Below are 17,388 nucleotides of genomic sequence, written 5' to 3'. Positions count from 1 at the left end.
TGCCTCCTGACGACTATCCAATAAGCCGTCAGGATACAAAACTCAGAAAATCAGTCCACGGAATTCTTCGAAGAACCTTTTTTATGCCCGTCCGGTTTGCACCGGACGCGGTGCAACGCAGCTCAGCTCTCGCGCTTTCTCGCGCCCTTGCGCTCCTGCCCCACCTCATCGATGGCATCCTGGAATTCAGTCACATCCTCGAAGCTCTTGTACACCGAGGCGAAGCGGATATAGGCAATCTTGTCCAGCCGCTTGAGTTCGCGCATGACCAGCTCGCCCACCTGCCCCGACATCACTTCCCGTTCGCCACTCTGCAGCAGCTTGTCCTGGATGCTCTGGATCGCCATGTCCACCGCCTCGGCCGACACCGGTCGCTTGCGCAGGGCCAGCATCAGGCTGCCGCGCAGCTTGCTGGGGTCGAACTCGGTACGACTGCCATTCTTCTTGACGATCACCGGCAGGGTCAGCTCGATGCGCTCGTAGGTCGTGAAGCGCTTGTCGCAATTGCCGCAGCGGCGACGACGGCGGATCGAATGACCGTCCTCGGACAGACGGGTGTCCAGCACCGGGGTATCTTCGTGATTGCAGAATGGGCACTTCATGGCAGCAGTGGTTTGGTTGGACTGGACAAGGAGGACCACCCTCCTGACTTCGTATTGCAGCGCGACTTCGCGACCTGGCGCAGAGAGCGCAGAGGGCGCAGTATTGCACCCGCTCACCGTGACAGCCATCGTATCGTAGTGCAGATAAACGACGGCGCCCGCAAAAACGGGCGCCGTCGGGCAAGACATCGATCCGGCAGACCGACGATGCCGGCCCGCATCGGACCGGCGTCGTCACGTCAGAGACAATCAGCCGTAGACCGGGAAGGCGTCGGTCAGCTTCTTGACCTCGACCTTGACGCGCTCGATGGTGGCCGCGTCATGCGGGTTGTCCAGTACGTCGGCGATCAGGTTGCCGACCTTCTCGGCCTCGGCTTCCTTGAAACCACGGGTGGTCATGGCCGGGCTGCCCAGGCGGATGCCGGAGGTCACGAACGGCTTTTCCGGATCGTTGGGGATGCCGTTCTTGTTGCAGGTCATGTGGGCCGAACCCAGGATGGCTTCGGCTTCCTTGCCGGTCAGGCCCTTGGGGCGCAGGTCCACCAGCATCACGTGCGACTCGGTACCGCCGGAGACGATGCGCAGACCACGCTTGATCAGGGTCTTGGCCAGCACATCGGCGTTCTTGACCACCTGCTGCTGGTAGGCCTTGAATTCCGGCGATGCGGCTTCCTTGAAGGCCACGGCCTTGGCGGCGATGACGTGCATCAGCGGACCGCCCTGGATACCAGGGAAGATGGCCGAGTTGATGGCCTTTTCATGCTCGGCCTTCATCAGGATCACGCCACCGCGCGGACCGCGCAGGGACTTGTGGGTGGTCGAGGTGACGAAGTCGGCGAAGGGCACCGGGTTGGGGTACACACCGGCGGCGATCAGGCCGGCATAGTGGGCCATGTCGACCATGAAGTAGGCGCCGACTTCCTTGGCGATCTTGGAGAAGCGCTCGAAGTCGATGCGCAGCGAGTAGGCCGAGGCGCCAGCGATGATCAGCTTGGGCTTCTTCTCGCGAGCCAGGGCTTCCATGGCTTCGTAGTCGATCTCTTCCTTGTCGTTCAGGCCATAGGAGACGACGTTGAACCACTTGCCCGACATGTTCAGTGCCATGCCGTGGGTCAGGTGGCCGCCTTCTGCCAGCGACATGCCCATGATGGTGTCGCCCGGCTTCAACATGGCGAAGAACACGCCCTGGTTGGCCTGGGAACCGGAGTTGGGTTGTACGTTGGCGGCTTCGGCGCCGAACAGGGCCTTCAGGCGGTCGATGGCCAGCTGCTCGGCCACGTCCACGTATTCGCAGCCACCGTAGTAGCGCTTGCCCGGATAGCCTTCGGCGTACTTGTTGGTCAGTTGCGAACCTTGCGCTTCCATGACGGCCGGCGAGGTGTAGTTTTCAGAAGCGATCAGCTCGATGTGATCCTGCTGGCGTGCGTTTTCCTTCTGGATGGCAGACCACAGGTCGGGATCGACTTTCGCGAGAGTCTGGTTCTTGTCAAACATGGTGTTTCTCCAAATTGATGAGGTGCGGCCGAAGATCGGGTCACCGGCTGCGCGAAGGCATGCCTGATGCTCGACTTCCAAAATCGAATGAGGGCCAGAAAATACGGGGGGATTGCGGGCAGCCTCAGTCGTACTGTCCATTCGGCTGCCCAGGCGCACGGCTGTTGAAATCTCACGCTTCCCGATGGATCCCCATCTTGGTCGGTTTTACCCGACGTTTCGCCAGTCACGTGAGACGAAATGGTGAGCGCATTGTAGTGAAATGGGGCGATTTCGGCAAGAACCATGGCGCAGGCGCAACATGCCTCAATCGGCCCCGCAACCGCGCCAAAAGCGAGCCGCACTTCGTAAAAACCGGCTTTGGGCTACAATTTCGTTTTCTTCCGGGATCGCCGGGGTGAAGCGCAGGGACGCCGTTCCGCCTGCGACCTGAGCACCGGCACCGGTTCTTACGCTACACAACAGGAGAATCAAGAGATGGTCGTGTTGATTACGGGAGCTACCGCAGGCTTCGGCGCCGCCATGGCGCGCAAATTCGCCGGCAATGGTCACAAGGTGATCGCCGCCGGTCGCCGCAAGGAGCGCCTGGATGACCTGGTCAAGGAACTGGGTGCCGACAAGGTACTGCCGCTGGTGCTGGACGTGACCAGCAAGTCCTCCATCGACGCCGGCCTGGCCAGCCTGACCGGTGACTGGAAGCAGGTCGACGTCCTGATCAACAACGCCGGTCTGGCGCTGGGACTGGGCCCGGCCCACGAAGTCGCGCTGTCGGACTGGGAAACCATGATCGACACCAACGTCAAGGGTCTGGTCACCATCACCCACGCCCTGCTGCCCGAGATGGTCAAGCGCGGCAGCGGCACCATCATCAACCTGGGCTCGGTAGCCGGTGCCTACCCCTACCCGGGCGGCAACGTCTACGGCGCCACCAAGGCCTTCGTCGACCAGTTCACGCTGAACCTGCGCGCCGATCTGGTGGGCACTGGCGTGCGCGCCACCAACCTGGCCCCTGGCCTGTGCGGCGGCACCGAGTTCTCCAATGTGCGCTTCAAGGGCGATGACGGCGCGGCCGCAAAGGTCTATGAAGGCACTACCCCGCTGACGGCCGACGATATCGCCGAAGCCGCCTTCTGGGTCGCCACCATGCCGGCACACGTCAACATCAACTACATGGAACTGATGCCGACCTGCCAGGGCTTCAGCCCCTTCAACATCAAGCGCAAACAGTAAGGGATGGGGTAAAATGGCGTTTTTGCCGGGAACGCTCCGGCGCCGCAGGAACGCCATTTGCAAGCCCCTTTGCGATCAGTTCCACAGTGCAAGATGCGTGGCCTCCACTAAATCTTGCATTTGAGGCAACACCCTGTTCGCATTGATTGCTTTCCGCTTCCTTGATTTCTTTTCAGCTGCCACAGCAGATTTCCCAATAACAAGAAGCATATGAGTGCCGCCAGTAGTCCATTCGACTGGAACATCCGGGTCTACTATGAAGATACCGACACCGGAGGCGTGGTCTTCTACGCCAATTATCTGAAGTTCTTCGAGCGCGCCCGCACGGAATGGCTGCGCTCCTTCGGTTTCCAGCAGCAACACCTGGCCGAGACCACCGGCGCCATCTTCGTGGTTAGGAACACCAACGTCGACTATCTCTCGCCAGCGCGCCTGGACGATGAACTCCGCTTGACCGTCGTGGTCGAAAAACTTCGAAATGCCTCCATGGAATTTTCCCAGGAGGCCTGGCGCCTGCCGTCGGGGGATGGCAATGCCGCCAGCGACCAGGACGCAACGTTGCTGGCAAGGGGCAGCATCACCGTGGCCTGCGTGGACGCAGCCACTTTCCGCCCGCGCCCTATTCCCGAAGAATTGCTCGCCTGCATCAAGAAAGTCGCATGATGTCAACGGAAAAGCTCATCCAGACCTTTATGGCAGGTAGCACAACTGTCCCAACAGGCAATCTTGCCGCTTGGGACGATATCCGTGCCGGAAACCTTCTCCCTACAATGACCGTCTTTTGTTTCATGTAACTGAATCTACAACTGAACAAAAGATACAAACCGCCGACTTACCATCCATTCACCGCTGCCACGCCGCCACATTTCCCCATGAACGTCACACAAGACCTGTCCTTCATTTCACTGATCGCAAACGCGTCCGTTTTGGTGCAACTGGTGATGCTGCTGCTGCTGTCGGCATCGATCATCAGCTGGACCTACATCTTCCGCAAGATGTTCACCATCCGCGCCGCGCGCGTGCAGACCGAGGAATTCGAACGCGTCTTCTGGTCCGGCGGCAACCTGTCGGCGCTGTACCAGGAAGCCCTGTCCAATCGCCGCAAGGCCGGTAGCGGTGGCGCGATGGAACGCATCTTTCAGGCCGGCATGGGTGAATTCACCAAGGCCAAGGCCTCGGTCACGGCCCGTGGCGGCGCGGTCGAACCCGGCCTGCTGCTGGACGGCGCCCGCCGCGCCATGCGCGCCGCCTACCAGCGCGAAATGGACGCCCTCGAATCGCACCTGGCCTTCCTGGCATCGGTTGGTTCGGTGTCCCCGTATGTGGGCCTGTTCGGTACCGTCTGGGGCATCATGAACGCCTTCCGCGGCCTGGCCAACGTGCAGCAGGCTACCCTGGCGGCCGTCGCCCCCGGCATCGCCGAGGCCCTGATCGCCACCGCCATCGGCCTGTTCGCCGCGATCCCGGCCGTGGTCGCCTACAACCGCTACTCGCACGACATCGATCGCCTGGCGATCCGCTTCGAAAGCTTCATCGAAGAGTTCTCCAACATCTTGCAACGTCAGGCACGCTAATGGCTGGGTCATCGATGCGCGGGGGCCGTCCCCGCAAGTTCAAGTCGGAAATCAACGTCGTCCCCTACATCGACGTGATGCTGGTGCTGCTGATCATCTTCATGGTGGCCACGCCCATCACCAACCCCAGCGTGATCAACCTGCCCACGGCCGGCAAGTCCACCCAGCCGCCGTCGGATTACATCGAGATCGCCCTGAAGCCCAACACCCAGGCCACGATCCGCATCAACGGCCCCAAGAGCGGCGGCAAGAAGGCCGAGACCGTGACCGGCAAGACCGACCTGTCGGAGCGCCTGCGCAAGCTGCATGAAGACAATCCCGAGCTGGCCGTGATGATTTCGGCGGACAAGGAAATCAAGTATGACGAAGTGGTCCAGGTGATCTCGGAAGCGAAGAAACAGGGCATCGCGCGGGTCGGCCTGGCCACCAAGTAAGCGCACGCCCCAGCGATATGAGCGATAACGCACACTACAACATCCCCAAGGCACCGGGCCGCTGGCGCGCCATCACGCTGGCGCTGGTGATGCACGTGGCCTTGTTCCTGTTCTTCTGGATCGGGATCCGCTGGCAGAGCGAGACCCCGCTCACGGTGGAAGCCGAGATCTGGGACCCGCAATACAAGGAAGCCGCCCCCCTGCCCACCCCGCCCCAGCCCGAACCGGACCCGGTGGTGGAACCGCCCAAGCCGCAACCGCAGCCCCTGCCTGAACCCAAGCCCGTCCCGCCCAAGGTGATCGACGAACCCAAGGTCGAGAAGCCCGATATCGCCCTGGAAAAGGAAAAGAAGCGCAAGGAAGAGCAGGAGAAGCAAGAGAAACAGGAAAAGGCTGACAAGCTCAAGGCCGAGAAGGAAAAGGCCGAGCGCGAGAAGAAGGAGCAGGCCGAAAAGGACAAGGCTGACCGCGAAAAGAAGGAAAAGCTGGAAGCCGAAAAGCAGAAGAAGCTGAAGGAAGAGAAACAGAAGGAAGAAGAGGCCAAGAAGAAGGCTGATGCCGAGAAGCAGGCTGCCGACAAGAAGAAGCAGCAGCAGGCCGCCGCCGACGCCAAGGCCGCCGAACAGCGCCGCCAGGAAGACCTGAAGCGCATGATGGGCCAGGCCACCAGCGCCACCGGCGGTACCGGCAAGGCCGAGAAGTCGCAGGGTCCCAAGGGCAGCCCCGATTACGCCAACAAGCTGCGTGCCAAGATCCGCAGCAACACTTTGTTCGATAACAGCGGCGTGAGCGGAAACCCGGCCGGGGAGTACACTGTCGAATTGTTCCCGGATGGTAGCGTGCGCACGGTTCGTGTGAACAAACCTTCAGGCGTGCCGGGCTTCGACGAAGCCGTGCGTACGGCCATCATGAACTCGCAGCCCTTCCCGGCCGACAAGGATGGCAAGGTACCGTCCAGCTTCACTTTCACCCACTATCCGAAAGATCAGTAAACGATGATTAAAGCCCGTTACCTGACCAGCATCGCCGCCGCCACCGCCGTGGTGGCCGGCCTGTCCTTCGCCCCGGCCTCGCAGGCGCAGATCCGCTTCGAGATCACCGGCGTGGGTGCTTCGCAGATCCCGATCGCCATCACCGCCTTCCCCGGCGAGGAATCGGCGCCGCAACAGATCACCTCGGTGGTCAAGGCCGACCTGGCCCGCAGCGGCATCTTCAAGCTCATCGACAATGGCGATGCCCTCTCCGATTCCTCCGCCATCAACTATGGCGACTGGCAGAAGCGCGGCGCCAATGCGCTGGCCGTAGGTAGCGTCACGCGCCTGGCCGATGGCCGCTTCGACGTGCGCTACCGCCTCTTCGACACCGTGCAGTCGAGCCAGCTGTCGGCGCTCTCCATCGGCGCCCAGCCGCAGCTGCTGCGCCTGACCGCCCACAAGATCGCCGATGACATCTATCAAAAGCTGACCGGCATCCCCGGCATCTTCTCCACCCGCATTTCCTACGTGACCAAGTCCGGCAGCGAATATCGCCTGGAAGTGGCAGACGCCGATGGCGAAGGCACCCAGGTGGCGCTGCGCTCCAATGAGCCCATCATCTCGCCGTCCTGGTCGCCCGATGGCACCAAGGTCGCGTATGTCTCCTTCGAAATGAAGAAGCCGGTGGTCTACATCCAGAACCTGGTGACCCGCCAGCGCTCCATCGTGGCCAACTTCAAGGGCAGCAACTCGGCCCCGGCCTGGTCGCCGGACGGTTCGCGCCTGGCCGTGGCCCTGACCCGCGACGGCCTGACCCAGGTCTACGTCATCAATGCCGACGGCTCCGGCCTGCGCCGCCTGACCAACAGCGCCGGCATCGATACCGAACCGCAGTTCTCGCCCGATGGCGGCAGCATCTATTTCACCAGCGACCGCAGCGGCGGCCCGCAGGTGTACAAGGTCGGCCTGGATGGCGGCTCGCCGCAACGCGTCACCTTCAACGGCAGCTACAACATCAGCCCGCGCATTTCGCCTGACGGCAAGACGCTGGCCTTCATCTCGCGTCGCGACGGCCTGTTCCAGCTCTATGCGCTGGACCTGACCAATGGCCAGGAGACCCGCCTCTCCGACGGCAGCCGTGACCAATCGCCCAGCTTTGCGCCCAACGGCAAATACATCATGTACGCGACGGAATCTGGTCGTCGCGGATCCCTGGCCGTCGTCTCCGTCGACGGCCGAATCAAACAGCGTCTCACGACGCAGGCCGGTGATATCAGGGAACCGACCTGGGGTCCGTTCATGAAATAAAGAAATCCAATATTGCTTTCATCACGACAAGGAGAAATCCAAAATGCGCACTATCAGTACCTTCGCCCTCATCGTCTCCAGTGCAGTCCTGCTGGCCGCCTGCTCGTCCACCAAGCTGGACGACAAGGCTAACGCTCCCGTGCAGAACGGCGCCAGCAACGGCGCTGACACCCGCTCGGTGGGCACCGTCAACGCCGGTTCCGTCGATCCGCTGAACGACCCGCAAGGCGTGCTGGCCAAGCGTAGCGTGTACTTCGACTACGACAGCTACACCGTCAAGCCGGAATACCGTACCGTCATCGAGAACCACGCCAAGTACCTGGTGGCGCACAAGGATCGCAAGGTCATCATCCAGGGCAACACCGATGATCGCGGTGGCGCCGAGTACAACCTGGCCCTGGGTCAGAAGCGTGCTGAAGCCGTCCGCAAGGCCCTGGTCCTGCTGGGCGTGTCGGATGCACAAGTGGAAGCGGTTTCCTTCGGCAAGGAAAAGCCCAAGGCACTGGGCCAGGATGAATCGTCCTACGCCGAGAACCGTCGCGCTGACATCGCTTATCAATAATCGACATGCATACCGCTTTCAAACTGAAATCGGTGACCGTGGCGGCCTTGCTGGCCGCCACGGCTTTCCTACCGCTTACCGCCCGTGCCGGCATGTTTGACGATGACGAAGCACGCAAGGCCATCCTGGACATCCGCTCCAAGATCGAAGCCCTGCAGCGCGACGTCGCCAACAAGGCCGACAAGAACAGTGTCCTGACCCTCTCGGATCGCAACGACAACCTGCAGTCGCAGATTGCCGCGCTGCGCGGCCAGATCGAGGTCTTGACCAACGAGATTACCAACGCCCAGCAACGTCAGAAGGACTTCTACGTCGATCTGGATGCGCGCCTGCGCAAGCTGGAGCCACAGCAGGTCAGCGTGGACGGCCAGACCGTGGCTGTGGGCGTGTCCGAACAGCAGGCCTATGATGCGGCGCTGTCGCAATTCAAGGGTGGCGACTACAAGGGAGCAGGCAATGCCTTCGCCGACTTCCTGAAGCGTTATCCGCAATCCGGCTATGCCCCCTCGGCGCAATACTGGCAAGGCAACTCCCTGTACGCCCAGCGCGACTACAAGGGCGCCATCGCCGCGCAGCAAGTGGTGGTGAAGAATTATCCGGACAACCCCAAGGCCGCTGACGCCCTGCTCAACATCGCCAGCTCGCAAGCCGAGTTGAAGGACAAGGCAGCCGCCAAGAAGACGCTGGAGCAATTGATCGCCAAGTATCCGAACACCCCGGCCGCGCAAACCGGCAAGGAACGGATGGCTTCATTGAAGTGATCGCCAGTCAGCGCCGGCACCGGGTCGGCGCGTGACGGGCTGCAGGATGATCGGAAATCAGCACGTGGCGCCAGAGTGTTGACAGTGCCGATAGAGTTTGCCTATAATAGCTGTCTTTCGGGTCGTTAGCTCAGTTGGTAGAGCAGCGGACTTTTAATCCGTTGGTCGCAGGTTCGAGTCCCGCACGGCCTACCAGAAATTCAGCAGTAGTCTCAAGAAAAAAGCCCACGTTGACGTGGGCTTTTTTCTTTTCATCTTCGCCCCTCAGCCGCTTCCCCGCCCCCGCCGCCGGGCGCACCCCTTGCTTATTCAGATGTGCCAGCCCGGCCGAGCCCGTGGCGCGTTATGATACCGCCGGCCTGTGTATGCTCCTGCACGGCCAGCCACCCTGCAACCCACTCTGCCCAATGAAACCGCAACGCACCGCCGACACGCCGGAAACCCTCGACCAGACCGTCTACGAGGCCATCTTCAATGCCGTCATGCACGGCCGCCTGAAGCCCGGAACGCGCCTGCAGGAGGCCAGCCTGTGCGAGCAGTTCGGCGTCAGCCGCACCGTGGTGCGGCAAGCGCTGCGGCGGCTGTCGGAGCTGCGCATTGTCGACGTGGTGCCCAACAAGGGCGCCGCGGTGGCGACACCGGGACCGAAGGAGACACGCGATGTCTTCGCTGCCCGGCGGGCGATCGAAGGCGCCATCGTGCGCGAAGTGGCGCGCCAGATCGACCACGGTGACGTCGCCAAACTGCGGCAGCGCCTGCAGGCCGAGCACGCCGCGCTGCATGACGGCGACCACCCGCGCTGGGTCGCCCTGGCCGGTGGCTTTCACCTGGCGCTGGCGGAGCTGTCCGGCAACCAGGTACTGCAACGCATGCTGACCGAACTGATGACCCGTTGCTCCCTCATCGTCGCGCTCTACGAAGCCCCCGGCGAGGCCAGTTGCGAGCATGACGAGCACAGCCGCCTGGTGGACCTGCTGGCACTGCGCGATGGCAATGGCGCCAGCGCCGAGATGGAACGCCACCTGCTGGCGCTGGAAGGCCGCCTGCGCCTGCCGGAAGAAAAGCCCGACGCATTGCGCCGCGCCTTCTGAGCTTCCTCCGCGTCCATTCTCCCCACATCCCTCGCCGCCGATCACGGGCGCCGGACTGCCCACGTCTGGTGCACGACCAGCACCCTGGGTGAGCAAAAGGTCCGCTTTGGCTCACCACCAAAATTGTATACAATACATATAATCACAATATTACCTTTAAAATCATATAGATAATATAATTAAAAGGCTGGCATCCAAATTGCATGTATACGATCACAGTGAATTTTCGCTACTGATCCATCCATCCAACAAGGAGCCCCGCCGTGATGAACCGCCGTCAATTTCTGCTTGCATCCAGCGCCGCCGCCGTAGCTGCGTCCTCGCAACCGTTCGCCGCCCTGGCCGCTGCCCCGAAGCTGAAGATCGGCTTCATCTATCCGGGGCCGGTGGCCGACATCGGCTGGTCTTTCCAGCATGATCTCGGACGACGCATGCTGGAAAAGGAATTCGGCGCCCGCATCGAGACGGTATTCGTCGAGCGCGTGCCGGAAACGCCGGAGGCCGAGCGTGTCATGCGCCAGCTGATCGATGACGGCTGCAAGATGATCTTCGCCACCTCGTTCGGCTTCATGAACCCGGTGCTGCGCGTGGCCAAGGAAAACCCGGACGTGATCTTCGAACACTGCTCCGGCTACACGATGGCGCGCAATGTAGGCCTGTACCAAACCCGTTTCTACGAAGGCGCCTATGTGCTGGGTACCATCGCCGGACGCATGACCAAGACCAATACGCTGGGCTATGTGGCGCCGATTCCGATCCCCGAGGTGATCCGCAACCTGGACGCCTTCGTATTGGGTGCTCGCAGTGTGAACCCCAAGGTCAACGCCAAGGTGGTGTGGATCAACGCCTGGTACGACCCCAGCCTGGAGCGCGATGCCGCGCAGACGCTGGCCGCGCAAGGCGCCGACGTGTTCTACCAGAACACCGACTCGCCGGCACCGGTGCAGGTGGCGGAAAGCAAGGGCCTGTACGCCTTCGGCCAGGACTCCGACATGAGCCGCTTCGGTCCCAGGGCGCATCTGACCGGCAATACGCTGAACTGGGGCGTGTACTACGTCCACAAGGTGCGGCAGGTGCTGGAAGGCCAATGGAAGGCGGAGGACACCAAGTGGGGCATGAAGGAAGGTATCGTCCAGCTCGCCCCCTACAACGCTGGGCTGCCCAAGGAGGTGGTGGCGCAGGCGGAAGAGCGCCGCAAGGCCATCGTCGCCGGCACCTTGCAGCCCTTCGCCGGCCCCATCAACAACCAGGGCGGACAGTTGCAGGTCGCCGCCGGGCGCACCGTACCCGAGTCCGAGCTCTGGACCATGAAGTGGTATGTGGAAGGCATCCAGGGCAAGCAACCCTGACCCTGGCTACCGATACCGGCTTGCCTTGTTCGGGAGAGCAAACGGGGCAAGCCGAAAGCTCACAATCGCTTCAAGGAATATGAAGAAAACGCCATGACAGAAATCGACTTCGCCGAACTCAGCGTCTACCAGCGCTACAAGCTGATGGCCAGCCTGATCGTGCCGCGCCCGATCGCGCTCATCACCACGCTGGGCGAAGACGGCACGGTCAACGCCGCGCCGTTCTCCATGTTCAACATGCTCGGCGAAGACCCGCCTATCGTGATGGTCAGCATCAACCGCCTGCAGGACGGCGCACTCAAGGACACCGCAGCCAACATCCTGCGCACCGGCGAGTTTGTCGTGCACCTGACCGACGAGGCCATGTGCGCGCAAATGGACGCCTGTGCTGCCACGCTGCCGCCACACCAGAGCGAGCTCGAGCACGCCGGCCTGCACGCCGTGCCGGCGCAGACGATCCAGCCGCCGCGTATCGCCGAGGCGCCGGTCGCCTTTGAATGCGTGCTGCATGAAAAACTGGAAACGGCCAGCCGCTACATCTTCATCGGCCGCGTGCAATGGCTGGCCGCGCGCGACGGCCTGGTCGATACCGAACAATGGCGCGTGCGCCTGCAGGACTATCATCCGGTAGGCCGCTTCGGCGCCAGCTTCTACCTCAACGCCAGCGGCCGCTTCACGCTCGACAAAGCACAAGCCACCACCCCGATCGACGAAATGTGAGGCCGACCATGCGCATCCCCATCCCCTTCAACGAACAGGACTACGCCGCCATGCGCCTGGCCATCGATGCCTCCGAAGAAGCGCTCAAGCGCGGCGATATGCCCTTCGGCGCCACCCTGGTCGCGCCCGACGGCAAGGTGCTGATGACGGCGATGAACAACCAGAACACCGCCGCCGACTGCACCGGCCACGCCGAAATGGTGCTGGTGCGGCGCGCGCAGAAAGAGCTGGGGCTGGAAGCCATGCGCGGCGCCACCGTCTACGCCAGTGGCGAACCCTGCGCAATGTGCTGCGGCGCGATGTTCTGGGGCGGCATCGGCCGCGTGATCTATGCCGCCTCCACCGCGCAGATTGGCGACGCGCTGGGCGGCCCGCAACTTCCCCTGCGCGCAGCTGACGTGGTGCAAGATTCTGCACCTGCGGTCAGCGTGGAAGGCCCCTTGCTGGGCGCCGAGGCAGTGACGGTATTGCAGCGCTTCGGGGCCTGAAGGCGCAGTCCCGCCAGTCCTCCCCCTCCCCCCGCGCAGGCACTTCCCCGCCTGCCGGCTCCCCCTCACCGCAACCCATCTCCGCCAAACCCGACCGGCATGGAAAGTGCTTGGCACGGGAGGTAGCGAAGAGATCGACCGCCCCCGACCTCCCAGACCTACTACCTCCAGGCCCTGCGCATTGATGCAGGTCGCCTGTAGTATTCGTGAAAGAAACTCCTCATATCCTTTCAAAGTGGTCCCACCACGTTGATGCAGTCCCGATGAAAACCGCCCGTACGCCCTTCACCTGCCTTCACCGCCCGTCCCTGCTGCACCGCCATGGCCGGCTTGCCAGCCGGATGGCCGCATTCACCCGGCGTGCCGCACGACGGCTGGAGTTGCGCTCCTTCCCCTTGCTGCAGGAACAGTTCAGTGCCGAGGAAGGCTGGCGCGCCTGCCTGGCCATCGCGCTGCCGCTGGCGGCGGCCATGATCAGCGGTCAGCACTGGCTGGCCTGGGCCGTGTTCGCCGCCTTCTGGACCTGCCTGTGCGATGCCCCGGGGCCGCATACCCAGCGGCGGCGCCTGCTGGCCGGCTTTGCGGTGGCCGGCACGGCGGTGGCATTCATCGGTTCCTGGAGCGCCTCCTGGAGCAGTCATGCGGCCCTGCTCGCCGCACCGGTGATGGTGCTGCTCAGCGTCACGCTGACCGGTGCGATCCAGTCCGCAGCGCTGCTGGGGACGCTGCTGGCGGTGGTGGCGGTGGTGGCGGCGGGCTTCCCGCATGCGCCGGCGCTGGCGGCGCTGCAGGCCGCATCTTTCCTGATCGGCGCGCTCTGGGCCTGGCTGCTGATCAATCTTTTTTGGCGTATCGACGAACACACGGCCCTGCGCCAGGCCGCGCAGGCGGCGCTGCTGCGCATGCTCGACATGAGCCGCGACCTGCTCGCCGCGCGCGATGGCCAGCATCGGGAACAGCAATGGCACAGCGAACACGGCGAACACCGCCGCGCCGTGCGATTGGCCCTGGAACGGCTGCGCACGATGCTGCAGCCTCATGAACGCTCCTCCGGCCACAGAGCCCAGCCCTATCGCCGCCTGCTGGAGGCCTGCGAAATGATCTTCAGCGCCTTGATCGCGCTGGAACACGCCGCCATCCAGCAACTGGGCTCGCCCGCCGAGCGGCGCATCGTGGCACGGGCAGCGCGCATCGTGGTGCTGCGCGCCTACCAGAGGCTGACGCTGCGGCCACAGATCCCGCTGCCATCGAACCAGTCCCGCCCCATCGACATAAGGCGCGCCAGCCAGCTGGCCGACCCGTTGATGACTGGCTGCCTGTCGGCCTTGATGCAGGCCCACACGCTGCTGCTGTCCGATCCCGCCTGGGCGCAATACCGGGCCGAGCACGGCAGCGATGAACCCGATGCGTCGCCCGCCGCCGCCGTGCCACCCACACTGCCACCCGCCTGGCGCACCGGGCTGGGCCGGGGCCTGCAACAGGGCGCCCGCCAGGCCGCTGGCGTGGCGGCGGTGTTCTATGCGGCCCAGGTGTTCCAGCTTGGCTATCCCTACTGGGCCACGATGGCCGTGGTGGTAGTACTGCAAGGTGCGGCACGCCAGACCTGGACGCGCTGCCTGGAACGCATCCTGGGCAGCCTGCTGGGCGGTGCATTGGCACTGAGCCTGCTCCATGTGGCTTCCGGCATGAGCTGGGTGCTGCCGCTGGTGGCGGTGATGCTGGCCGGCCTGGCCATCGCCCTGCGGCTGGTGAACTACACGGTGTTCGTGGTGTTCCTGACCATGTTGTTCATCTGCGTGACCGAAATGCTGCAACCTGGTGTCGGCATCGCCTCGGCCCGGGCCTTGGACAACCTGATCGGCAGCGCCGTCGCCCTGCTGGCCGCCCTGGCGCTATGGCCCGAACTGGGAGCATCGCCGCGCGAACGCATCGCGCTCGGTCTCAAGGCCAATCGTGACTATCTGGAGGCGGTAGTCGCCCACCAGCCGCCATCGACCTTGCGTCGCCTGCAGCGCCAGGCCGGGCTGGCCAGCATCGACGCCGAGACCGCCCTGCACGACCTGGGTGGCTTGCGCCGCCACAGCGAACGCCTGTCCCACAGCGAGATGGCCCGCCTGCGCGAAGTGCGCGAACTGGCCGGGCAGGCATCGGTGGCCTGGCATCTTGATCGAGGCACCCGGCAGGACCCGGCCACGGCGCGGGAGAGCTGATCCGGTATACTTCCGGTTTTACCGAGTCTGCCTGCCCTGCCCACCGACATGTCCGACCAAGCCCCCGAACCGATCTTCCCGGATGACGCCGTTGCCGGTGCCGATTCCATCCCCGCGCCCCGACGCTGGATCGTCCTGCAGAACGTCCATGAAGTGGAAACCTGGATCGATACCTACAACCGCGAACTGCAGGCGGTGGTGTTCCGCCACAAGATGAACACCGTCAACGCCGGCCAGGGCATCTGCTTCACGCTGGAACTGGGCGGTGAGATCTATCTGCACACCACACCGGAAGGCCAGATCCTGCTGGATGTCAGCGAGGAAGCTGCCTGGGCGGCCCCGGTCATCAGCGCAGCCGCCAATGTCCCCGCCCCTGCCGGCTCGGTGTGGGTACTGCCGCCCGATACGCTCACGCAACTGATCCTGGGGCTATCCGGTCTGATTGCCACCTCACAGTTCGTGCTGCGTCATGAATATCGCCTCGGCAGGTCGCAGCGCCCATACTGAGCCGCCCCGGATACGAAGAAAGTCACCGATGAAAGAACGCACCCTGATCGCCGCCGGCGCCATCAACATGTTCATCGCCGTCGGCTGTGGCGCCTTTGGCGCGCACGGCCTGAAGCGGATGATTTCGGAAGAGATGCTGGCGATCTGGCATACCGCCGTGACCTACCAGGTCATGCACGCGCTGGGCATGATCGCCATCGCCCTGCTCATGCCGCGCATGGCCGGTGCTGCGATGCGCTGGGCCGGCAATCTGATGCTGGCCGGCATCGTCGTCTTCAGCGGCAGCCTCTACCTGCTGGCGCTGACGGGAACGCGCATTCTGGGCGCCATCACGCCCCTGGGTGGGGCGGCCTTCCTGGCCGCCTGGTCGCTGGTGGCCTGGGCTGCCTGCAGGCGCGAAGTGTGATATCCACTGAAACCCGCTGAAAATCGCTGAATTCCCCTGAGACCCACTCAGGCCGCTGCGCCGCTCAGGGCTTCCTTGACCAGCTCATCGATTTCGCCGGTGATGTTGGAGAGCACGCCGGCCACCACCGAGAATTCCTTGCCCGCCTGCCCCGAACGGGCCGCGACGATGCGCGCATTGAAGGCCACCATCTTGGCTTCACGGGCGATGACCTCGATGTCGGTCATGATCCCGCGCAACTGCTCGCGCATGAGTCGCGCATGCTTCCTGGACTGCGCCTCGTAGACCGCCGTGATCTCGTTGAGCACGCCCAGCAGCGGCGTGGTCTCCTGCACCAGTTGTGCCAGCAGCTCGGGCCCGCTCTTGAGGCGGTCTTCGATGGCGTTGAGGGTGCGCTGCGCCAGCGCGGCAAATGCGGTGATACGGGCGTCGCCGGCTGGCCGCCCGTAATAGACCTCTTCCAGCTCGGGGCAGAACACCCCGGGCAAGTCACCCGACCGCTTGAGCAGGGCCGCATGGGCATTGCTGAACAGGGCCAGCGCCTCGCGGGCGGTGGCACAGGCTCCCTGCTGTCCCTGCGAGGCCAGCACTGCGTAGAGCACCAGGCGCTGTGAGGTGAAACGGCGGCGCCCGGAAAGATTGATCATGGCGCCGAAGACTTCTCCCGACAACGGCACGGTGGATGCATCCTCGGCCGCGCGGTCGGGTGCGGTATCGATCAAGGCCAGGGTGGACATGGCAGGCTTCCTTCCAACGATGCAACGAAAAGCGGACAGGTGCGCAACACACTGCGCATCTGCGCGTCTGCGCGAGGGCCGGGGCCGGGGCCCAGACTCCAGGCCAGGGCGACTCAGGCCGCCTCGCGTGCCGGATGGGCCTGCTTGCGATACAGGAATTCCAGCACCGCGGTGCGGTACAGGCCATACTGCGCGTCCTGCGCCAGCGCCACCCGGTCACGCGGCCGGGCCAGCTTCACCTCCAGCACTTCGCCGATGGTGGCGGCCGGGCCGTTGGTCATCATGACGATGCGATCCGACAGCAGCACCGCCTCGTCCACGTCATGGGTCACCATGACCACGGTGGATTCGGTCTTGGCCACGATCTTGAGCAGTTCATCCTGCAGGTGCGCGCGGGTCAGTGCATCGAGGGCGCCGAAAGGCTCGTCCATCAGCAGGACCTTGGGTTCCATCGCCAGTGCACGGGCAATGCCCACGCGCTGCTTCATGCCGCCGGAGATTTCATTGGGGCGCTTGGTCTCGGCCGCGCCCAGGCCCACCAGCGCCAGCGCGGCGCGGGTGCGGTCGCGCAGTTGCGTGCGGTTTTCGCTGGCGCCGAAGACGCGTTCCACGCCCAGGTAGATGTTTTCATAGCAGGTCAGCCAGGGCAGCAGCGAATGGTTCTGGAACACCACCGCCCGCTCCGGGGCCGGGCCACCGATCTCGCGGTTGGCGCACAGAAGCACGCCGTCGCTGGGCTTGAGCAGGCCGGCAATGAGATTGAGCAGGGTCGACTTGCCGCAGCCGGAATGGCCGATCAGGGTGATGAACTCACCCTTGGCCACCGTCAGGTTGATCTCGCGCAGCGCGTGGAAGTCACCCTTCCTGGTATGGAACACCATCTCCACGCCGTGGATGTCGATGAATTTGCCGTTGATGTTATCCATGATGTGCTCCCGCCT

Annotated in this window: 19 protein-coding genes, 1 tRNA gene and 1 riboswitch; of the genes, 16 read left to right on the top strand and 4 right to left on the bottom strand. The window is 63.5% G+C overall.

Annotated features, from left to right (window positions below; genetic code table 11):
- Nucleotides 1-122: 122 nt before the first annotated feature.
- Both nrdR and glyA read right to left on the bottom strand, forming a co-directional pair.
- Entirely contained in the window at nt 123-602 is a 480-nt protein-coding gene (gene nrdR / locus HWE04_RS23515; RefSeq protein ID WP_006464743.1) for a transcriptional regulator NrdR, read from the bottom strand.
- Between the two features lie 249 nt (nt 603-851).
- A complete protein-coding gene (gene glyA / locus HWE04_RS23510) occupies nt 852-2,096 on the bottom strand; it encodes a serine hydroxymethyltransferase (protein WP_006464742.1) in 1,245 nt (414 codons plus the stop codon).
- Between the two features lie 140 nt (nt 2,097-2,236).
- Nucleotides 2,237-2,336, bottom strand: a riboswitch (ZMP/ZTP riboswitch).
- 237 nt (nt 2,337-2,573) lie between these two features.
- On the opposite strand from glyA, the gene HWE04_RS23505 reads away from it, so the two are divergent.
- The 16 genes from HWE04_RS23505 to HWE04_RS23430 all read left to right on the top strand — a co-directional run bounded on the left by HWE04_RS23505 (nt 2,574) and on the right by HWE04_RS23430 (nt 15,710).
- The gene (locus tag HWE04_RS23505) at nt 2,574-3,326 is read left to right on the top strand and encodes an SDR family oxidoreductase (RefSeq protein ID WP_006464741.1); all 753 of its coding nucleotides are present in this window, start codon (nt 2,574-2,576) and stop codon (nt 3,324-3,326) included.
- A 210-nt stretch (nt 3,327-3,536) separates the two neighbouring features.
- Nucleotides 3,537-3,989, top strand: coding sequence for a tol-pal system-associated acyl-CoA thioesterase (gene ybgC, locus HWE04_RS23500; protein WP_241813838.1), 453 nt, complete (start codon nt 3,537-3,539; stop codon nt 3,987-3,989).
- Between the two features lie 209 nt (nt 3,990-4,198).
- The gene (gene tolQ / locus HWE04_RS23495; protein WP_006464739.1) at nt 4,199-4,900 is read left to right on the top strand and encodes a protein TolQ; all 702 of its coding nucleotides are present in this window, start codon (nt 4,199-4,201) and stop codon (nt 4,898-4,900) included.
- A complete protein-coding gene (locus HWE04_RS23490) occupies nt 4,900-5,334 on the top strand; it encodes a biopolymer transporter ExbD (RefSeq protein ID WP_039876230.1) in 435 nt (144 codons plus the stop codon). Before tolQ ends, HWE04_RS23490 begins: the two co-directional genes overlap by 1 nt.
- 17 nt (nt 5,335-5,351) lie before the next feature.
- Nucleotides 5,352-6,326 (top strand): cell envelope integrity protein TolA, encoded by a 975-nt coding sequence (gene tolA, locus HWE04_RS23485; RefSeq protein WP_241813837.1) that lies wholly within the window; start codon nt 5,352-5,354, stop codon nt 6,324-6,326.
- 3 nt (nt 6,327-6,329) lie between these two features.
- The gene (gene tolB, locus HWE04_RS23480; protein ID WP_077237655.1) at nt 6,330-7,616 is read left to right on the top strand and encodes a Tol-Pal system beta propeller repeat protein TolB; all 1,287 of its coding nucleotides are present in this window, start codon (nt 6,330-6,332) and stop codon (nt 7,614-7,616) included.
- A gap of 43 nt (nt 7,617-7,659) precedes the next feature.
- A complete protein-coding gene (gene pal, locus HWE04_RS23475) occupies nt 7,660-8,178 on the top strand; it encodes a peptidoglycan-associated lipoprotein Pal (protein ID WP_006464735.1) in 519 nt (172 codons plus the stop codon).
- A 5-nt stretch (nt 8,179-8,183) separates the two neighbouring features.
- Complete coding sequence (gene ybgF, locus HWE04_RS23470) at nt 8,184-8,939, top strand: tol-pal system protein YbgF (RefSeq protein ID WP_006464734.1); 756 nt, start codon at nt 8,184-8,186, stop codon at nt 8,937-8,939.
- A 119-nt stretch (nt 8,940-9,058) separates the two neighbouring features.
- A tRNA-Lys gene (locus HWE04_RS23465) sits at nt 9,059-9,134 on the top strand.
- A gap of 212 nt (nt 9,135-9,346) precedes the next feature.
- Nucleotides 9,347-10,030, top strand: coding sequence for a GntR family transcriptional regulator (locus tag HWE04_RS23460; protein ID WP_182994106.1), 684 nt, complete (start codon nt 9,347-9,349; stop codon nt 10,028-10,030).
- A 266-nt stretch (nt 10,031-10,296) separates the two neighbouring features.
- Nucleotides 10,297-11,379, top strand: coding sequence for a BMP family ABC transporter substrate-binding protein (locus tag HWE04_RS23455; protein ID WP_241813836.1), 1,083 nt, complete (start codon nt 10,297-10,299; stop codon nt 11,377-11,379).
- A 93-nt stretch (nt 11,380-11,472) separates the two neighbouring features.
- A complete protein-coding gene (locus HWE04_RS23450; RefSeq protein ID WP_241813835.1) occupies nt 11,473-12,099 on the top strand; it encodes a flavin reductase family protein in 627 nt (208 codons plus the stop codon).
- 8 nt (nt 12,100-12,107) lie between these two features.
- Nucleotides 12,108-12,587, top strand: coding sequence for a nucleoside deaminase (locus HWE04_RS23445; protein ID WP_241813834.1), 480 nt, complete (start codon nt 12,108-12,110; stop codon nt 12,585-12,587).
- Nucleotides 12,588-12,850: 263 nt separating this feature from the next.
- On the top strand, nt 12,851-14,797 hold the full coding sequence (locus HWE04_RS23440) for an FUSC family protein (protein WP_241813833.1): 1,947 nt from the start codon (nt 12,851-12,853) through the stop codon (nt 14,795-14,797).
- A 48-nt stretch (nt 14,798-14,845) separates the two neighbouring features.
- Nucleotides 14,846-15,304, top strand: coding sequence for a hypothetical protein (locus HWE04_RS23435; RefSeq protein ID WP_006464728.1), 459 nt, complete (start codon nt 14,846-14,848; stop codon nt 15,302-15,304).
- Between the two features lie 28 nt (nt 15,305-15,332).
- On the top strand, nt 15,333-15,710 hold the full coding sequence (locus tag HWE04_RS23430; RefSeq protein WP_241813832.1) for a DUF423 domain-containing protein: 378 nt from the start codon (nt 15,333-15,335) through the stop codon (nt 15,708-15,710).
- Nucleotides 15,711-15,757: 47 nt separating this feature from the next.
- Here HWE04_RS23430 and HWE04_RS23425 read toward each other — a convergent pair whose 3' ends face one another.
- The gene (locus tag HWE04_RS23425; RefSeq protein WP_077237649.1) at nt 15,758-16,447 is read right to left on the bottom strand and encodes a methyl-accepting chemotaxis protein; all 690 of its coding nucleotides are present in this window, start codon (nt 16,445-16,447) and stop codon (nt 15,758-15,760) included.
- 113 nt (nt 16,448-16,560) lie between these two features.
- Entirely contained in the window at nt 16,561-17,373 is an 813-nt protein-coding gene (locus HWE04_RS23420; RefSeq protein WP_006464725.1) for an ABC transporter ATP-binding protein, read from the bottom strand.
- Between the last annotated feature and the right edge of the window lie 15 nt (nt 17,374-17,388).

It is taken from the genome of Herbaspirillum sp. C7C2 (genome assembly GCF_022627865.1).
Lineage (GTDB): Bacteria > Pseudomonadota > Gammaproteobacteria > Burkholderiales > Burkholderiaceae_D > Herbaspirillum > Herbaspirillum frisingense.
This window is presented reverse-complemented; position numbering and strand designations above follow the sequence as displayed.

Bases quoted from the DNA above. Each gene is read 5' to 3' on its own strand.
- HWE04_RS23490 (WP_039876230.1), top strand. From the start codon at position 4,900: ATGGCTGGGTCATCGATGCGCGGGGGCCGTCCCCGCAAGTTCAAGTCG.
- ybgC (WP_241813838.1), top strand. From the start codon at position 3,537: ATGAGTGCCGCCAGTAGTCCATTCGACTGGAACATCCGGGTCTACTAT.
- nrdR (WP_006464743.1), bottom strand. From the start codon at position 602: ATGAAGTGCCCATTCTGCAATCACGAAGATACCCCGGTGCTGGACACC.
- HWE04_RS23430 (WP_241813832.1), top strand. From the start codon at position 15,333: ATGAAAGAACGCACCCTGATCGCCGCCGGCGCCATCAACATGTTCATC.
- HWE04_RS23445 (WP_241813834.1), top strand. From the start codon at position 12,108: ATGCGCATCCCCATCCCCTTCAACGAACAGGACTACGCCGCCATGCGC.
- HWE04_RS23460 (WP_182994106.1), top strand. From the start codon at position 9,347: ATGAAACCGCAACGCACCGCCGACACGCCGGAAACCCTCGACCAGACC.
- tolB (WP_077237655.1), top strand. From the start codon at position 6,330: ATGATTAAAGCCCGTTACCTGACCAGCATCGCCGCCGCCACCGCCGTG.
- HWE04_RS23450 (WP_241813835.1), top strand. From the start codon at position 11,473: ATGACAGAAATCGACTTCGCCGAACTCAGCGTCTACCAGCGCTACAAG.
- HWE04_RS23435 (WP_006464728.1), top strand. From the start codon at position 14,846: ATGTCCGACCAAGCCCCCGAACCGATCTTCCCGGATGACGCCGTTGCC.
- HWE04_RS23425 (WP_077237649.1), bottom strand. From the start codon at position 16,447: ATGTCCACCCTGGCCTTGATCGATACCGCACCCGACCGCGCGGCCGAG.
- ybgF (WP_006464734.1), top strand. From the start codon at position 8,184: ATGCATACCGCTTTCAAACTGAAATCGGTGACCGTGGCGGCCTTGCTG.
- HWE04_RS23420 (WP_006464725.1), bottom strand. From the start codon at position 17,373: ATGGATAACATCAACGGCAAATTCATCGACATCCACGGCGTGGAGATG.
- HWE04_RS23455 (WP_241813836.1), top strand. From the start codon at position 10,297: ATGAACCGCCGTCAATTTCTGCTTGCATCCAGCGCCGCCGCCGTAGCT.
- HWE04_RS23505 (WP_006464741.1), top strand. From the start codon at position 2,574: ATGGTCGTGTTGATTACGGGAGCTACCGCAGGCTTCGGCGCCGCCATG.
- pal (WP_006464735.1), top strand. From the start codon at position 7,660: ATGCGCACTATCAGTACCTTCGCCCTCATCGTCTCCAGTGCAGTCCTG.
- HWE04_RS23440 (WP_241813833.1), top strand. From the start codon at position 12,851: ATGAAAACCGCCCGTACGCCCTTCACCTGCCTTCACCGCCCGTCCCTG.
- tolA (WP_241813837.1), top strand. From the start codon at position 5,352: ATGAGCGATAACGCACACTACAACATCCCCAAGGCACCGGGCCGCTGG.
- glyA (WP_006464742.1), bottom strand. From the start codon at position 2,096: ATGTTTGACAAGAACCAGACTCTCGCGAAAGTCGATCCCGACCTGTGG.
- tolQ (WP_006464739.1), top strand. From the start codon at position 4,199: ATGAACGTCACACAAGACCTGTCCTTCATTTCACTGATCGCAAACGCG.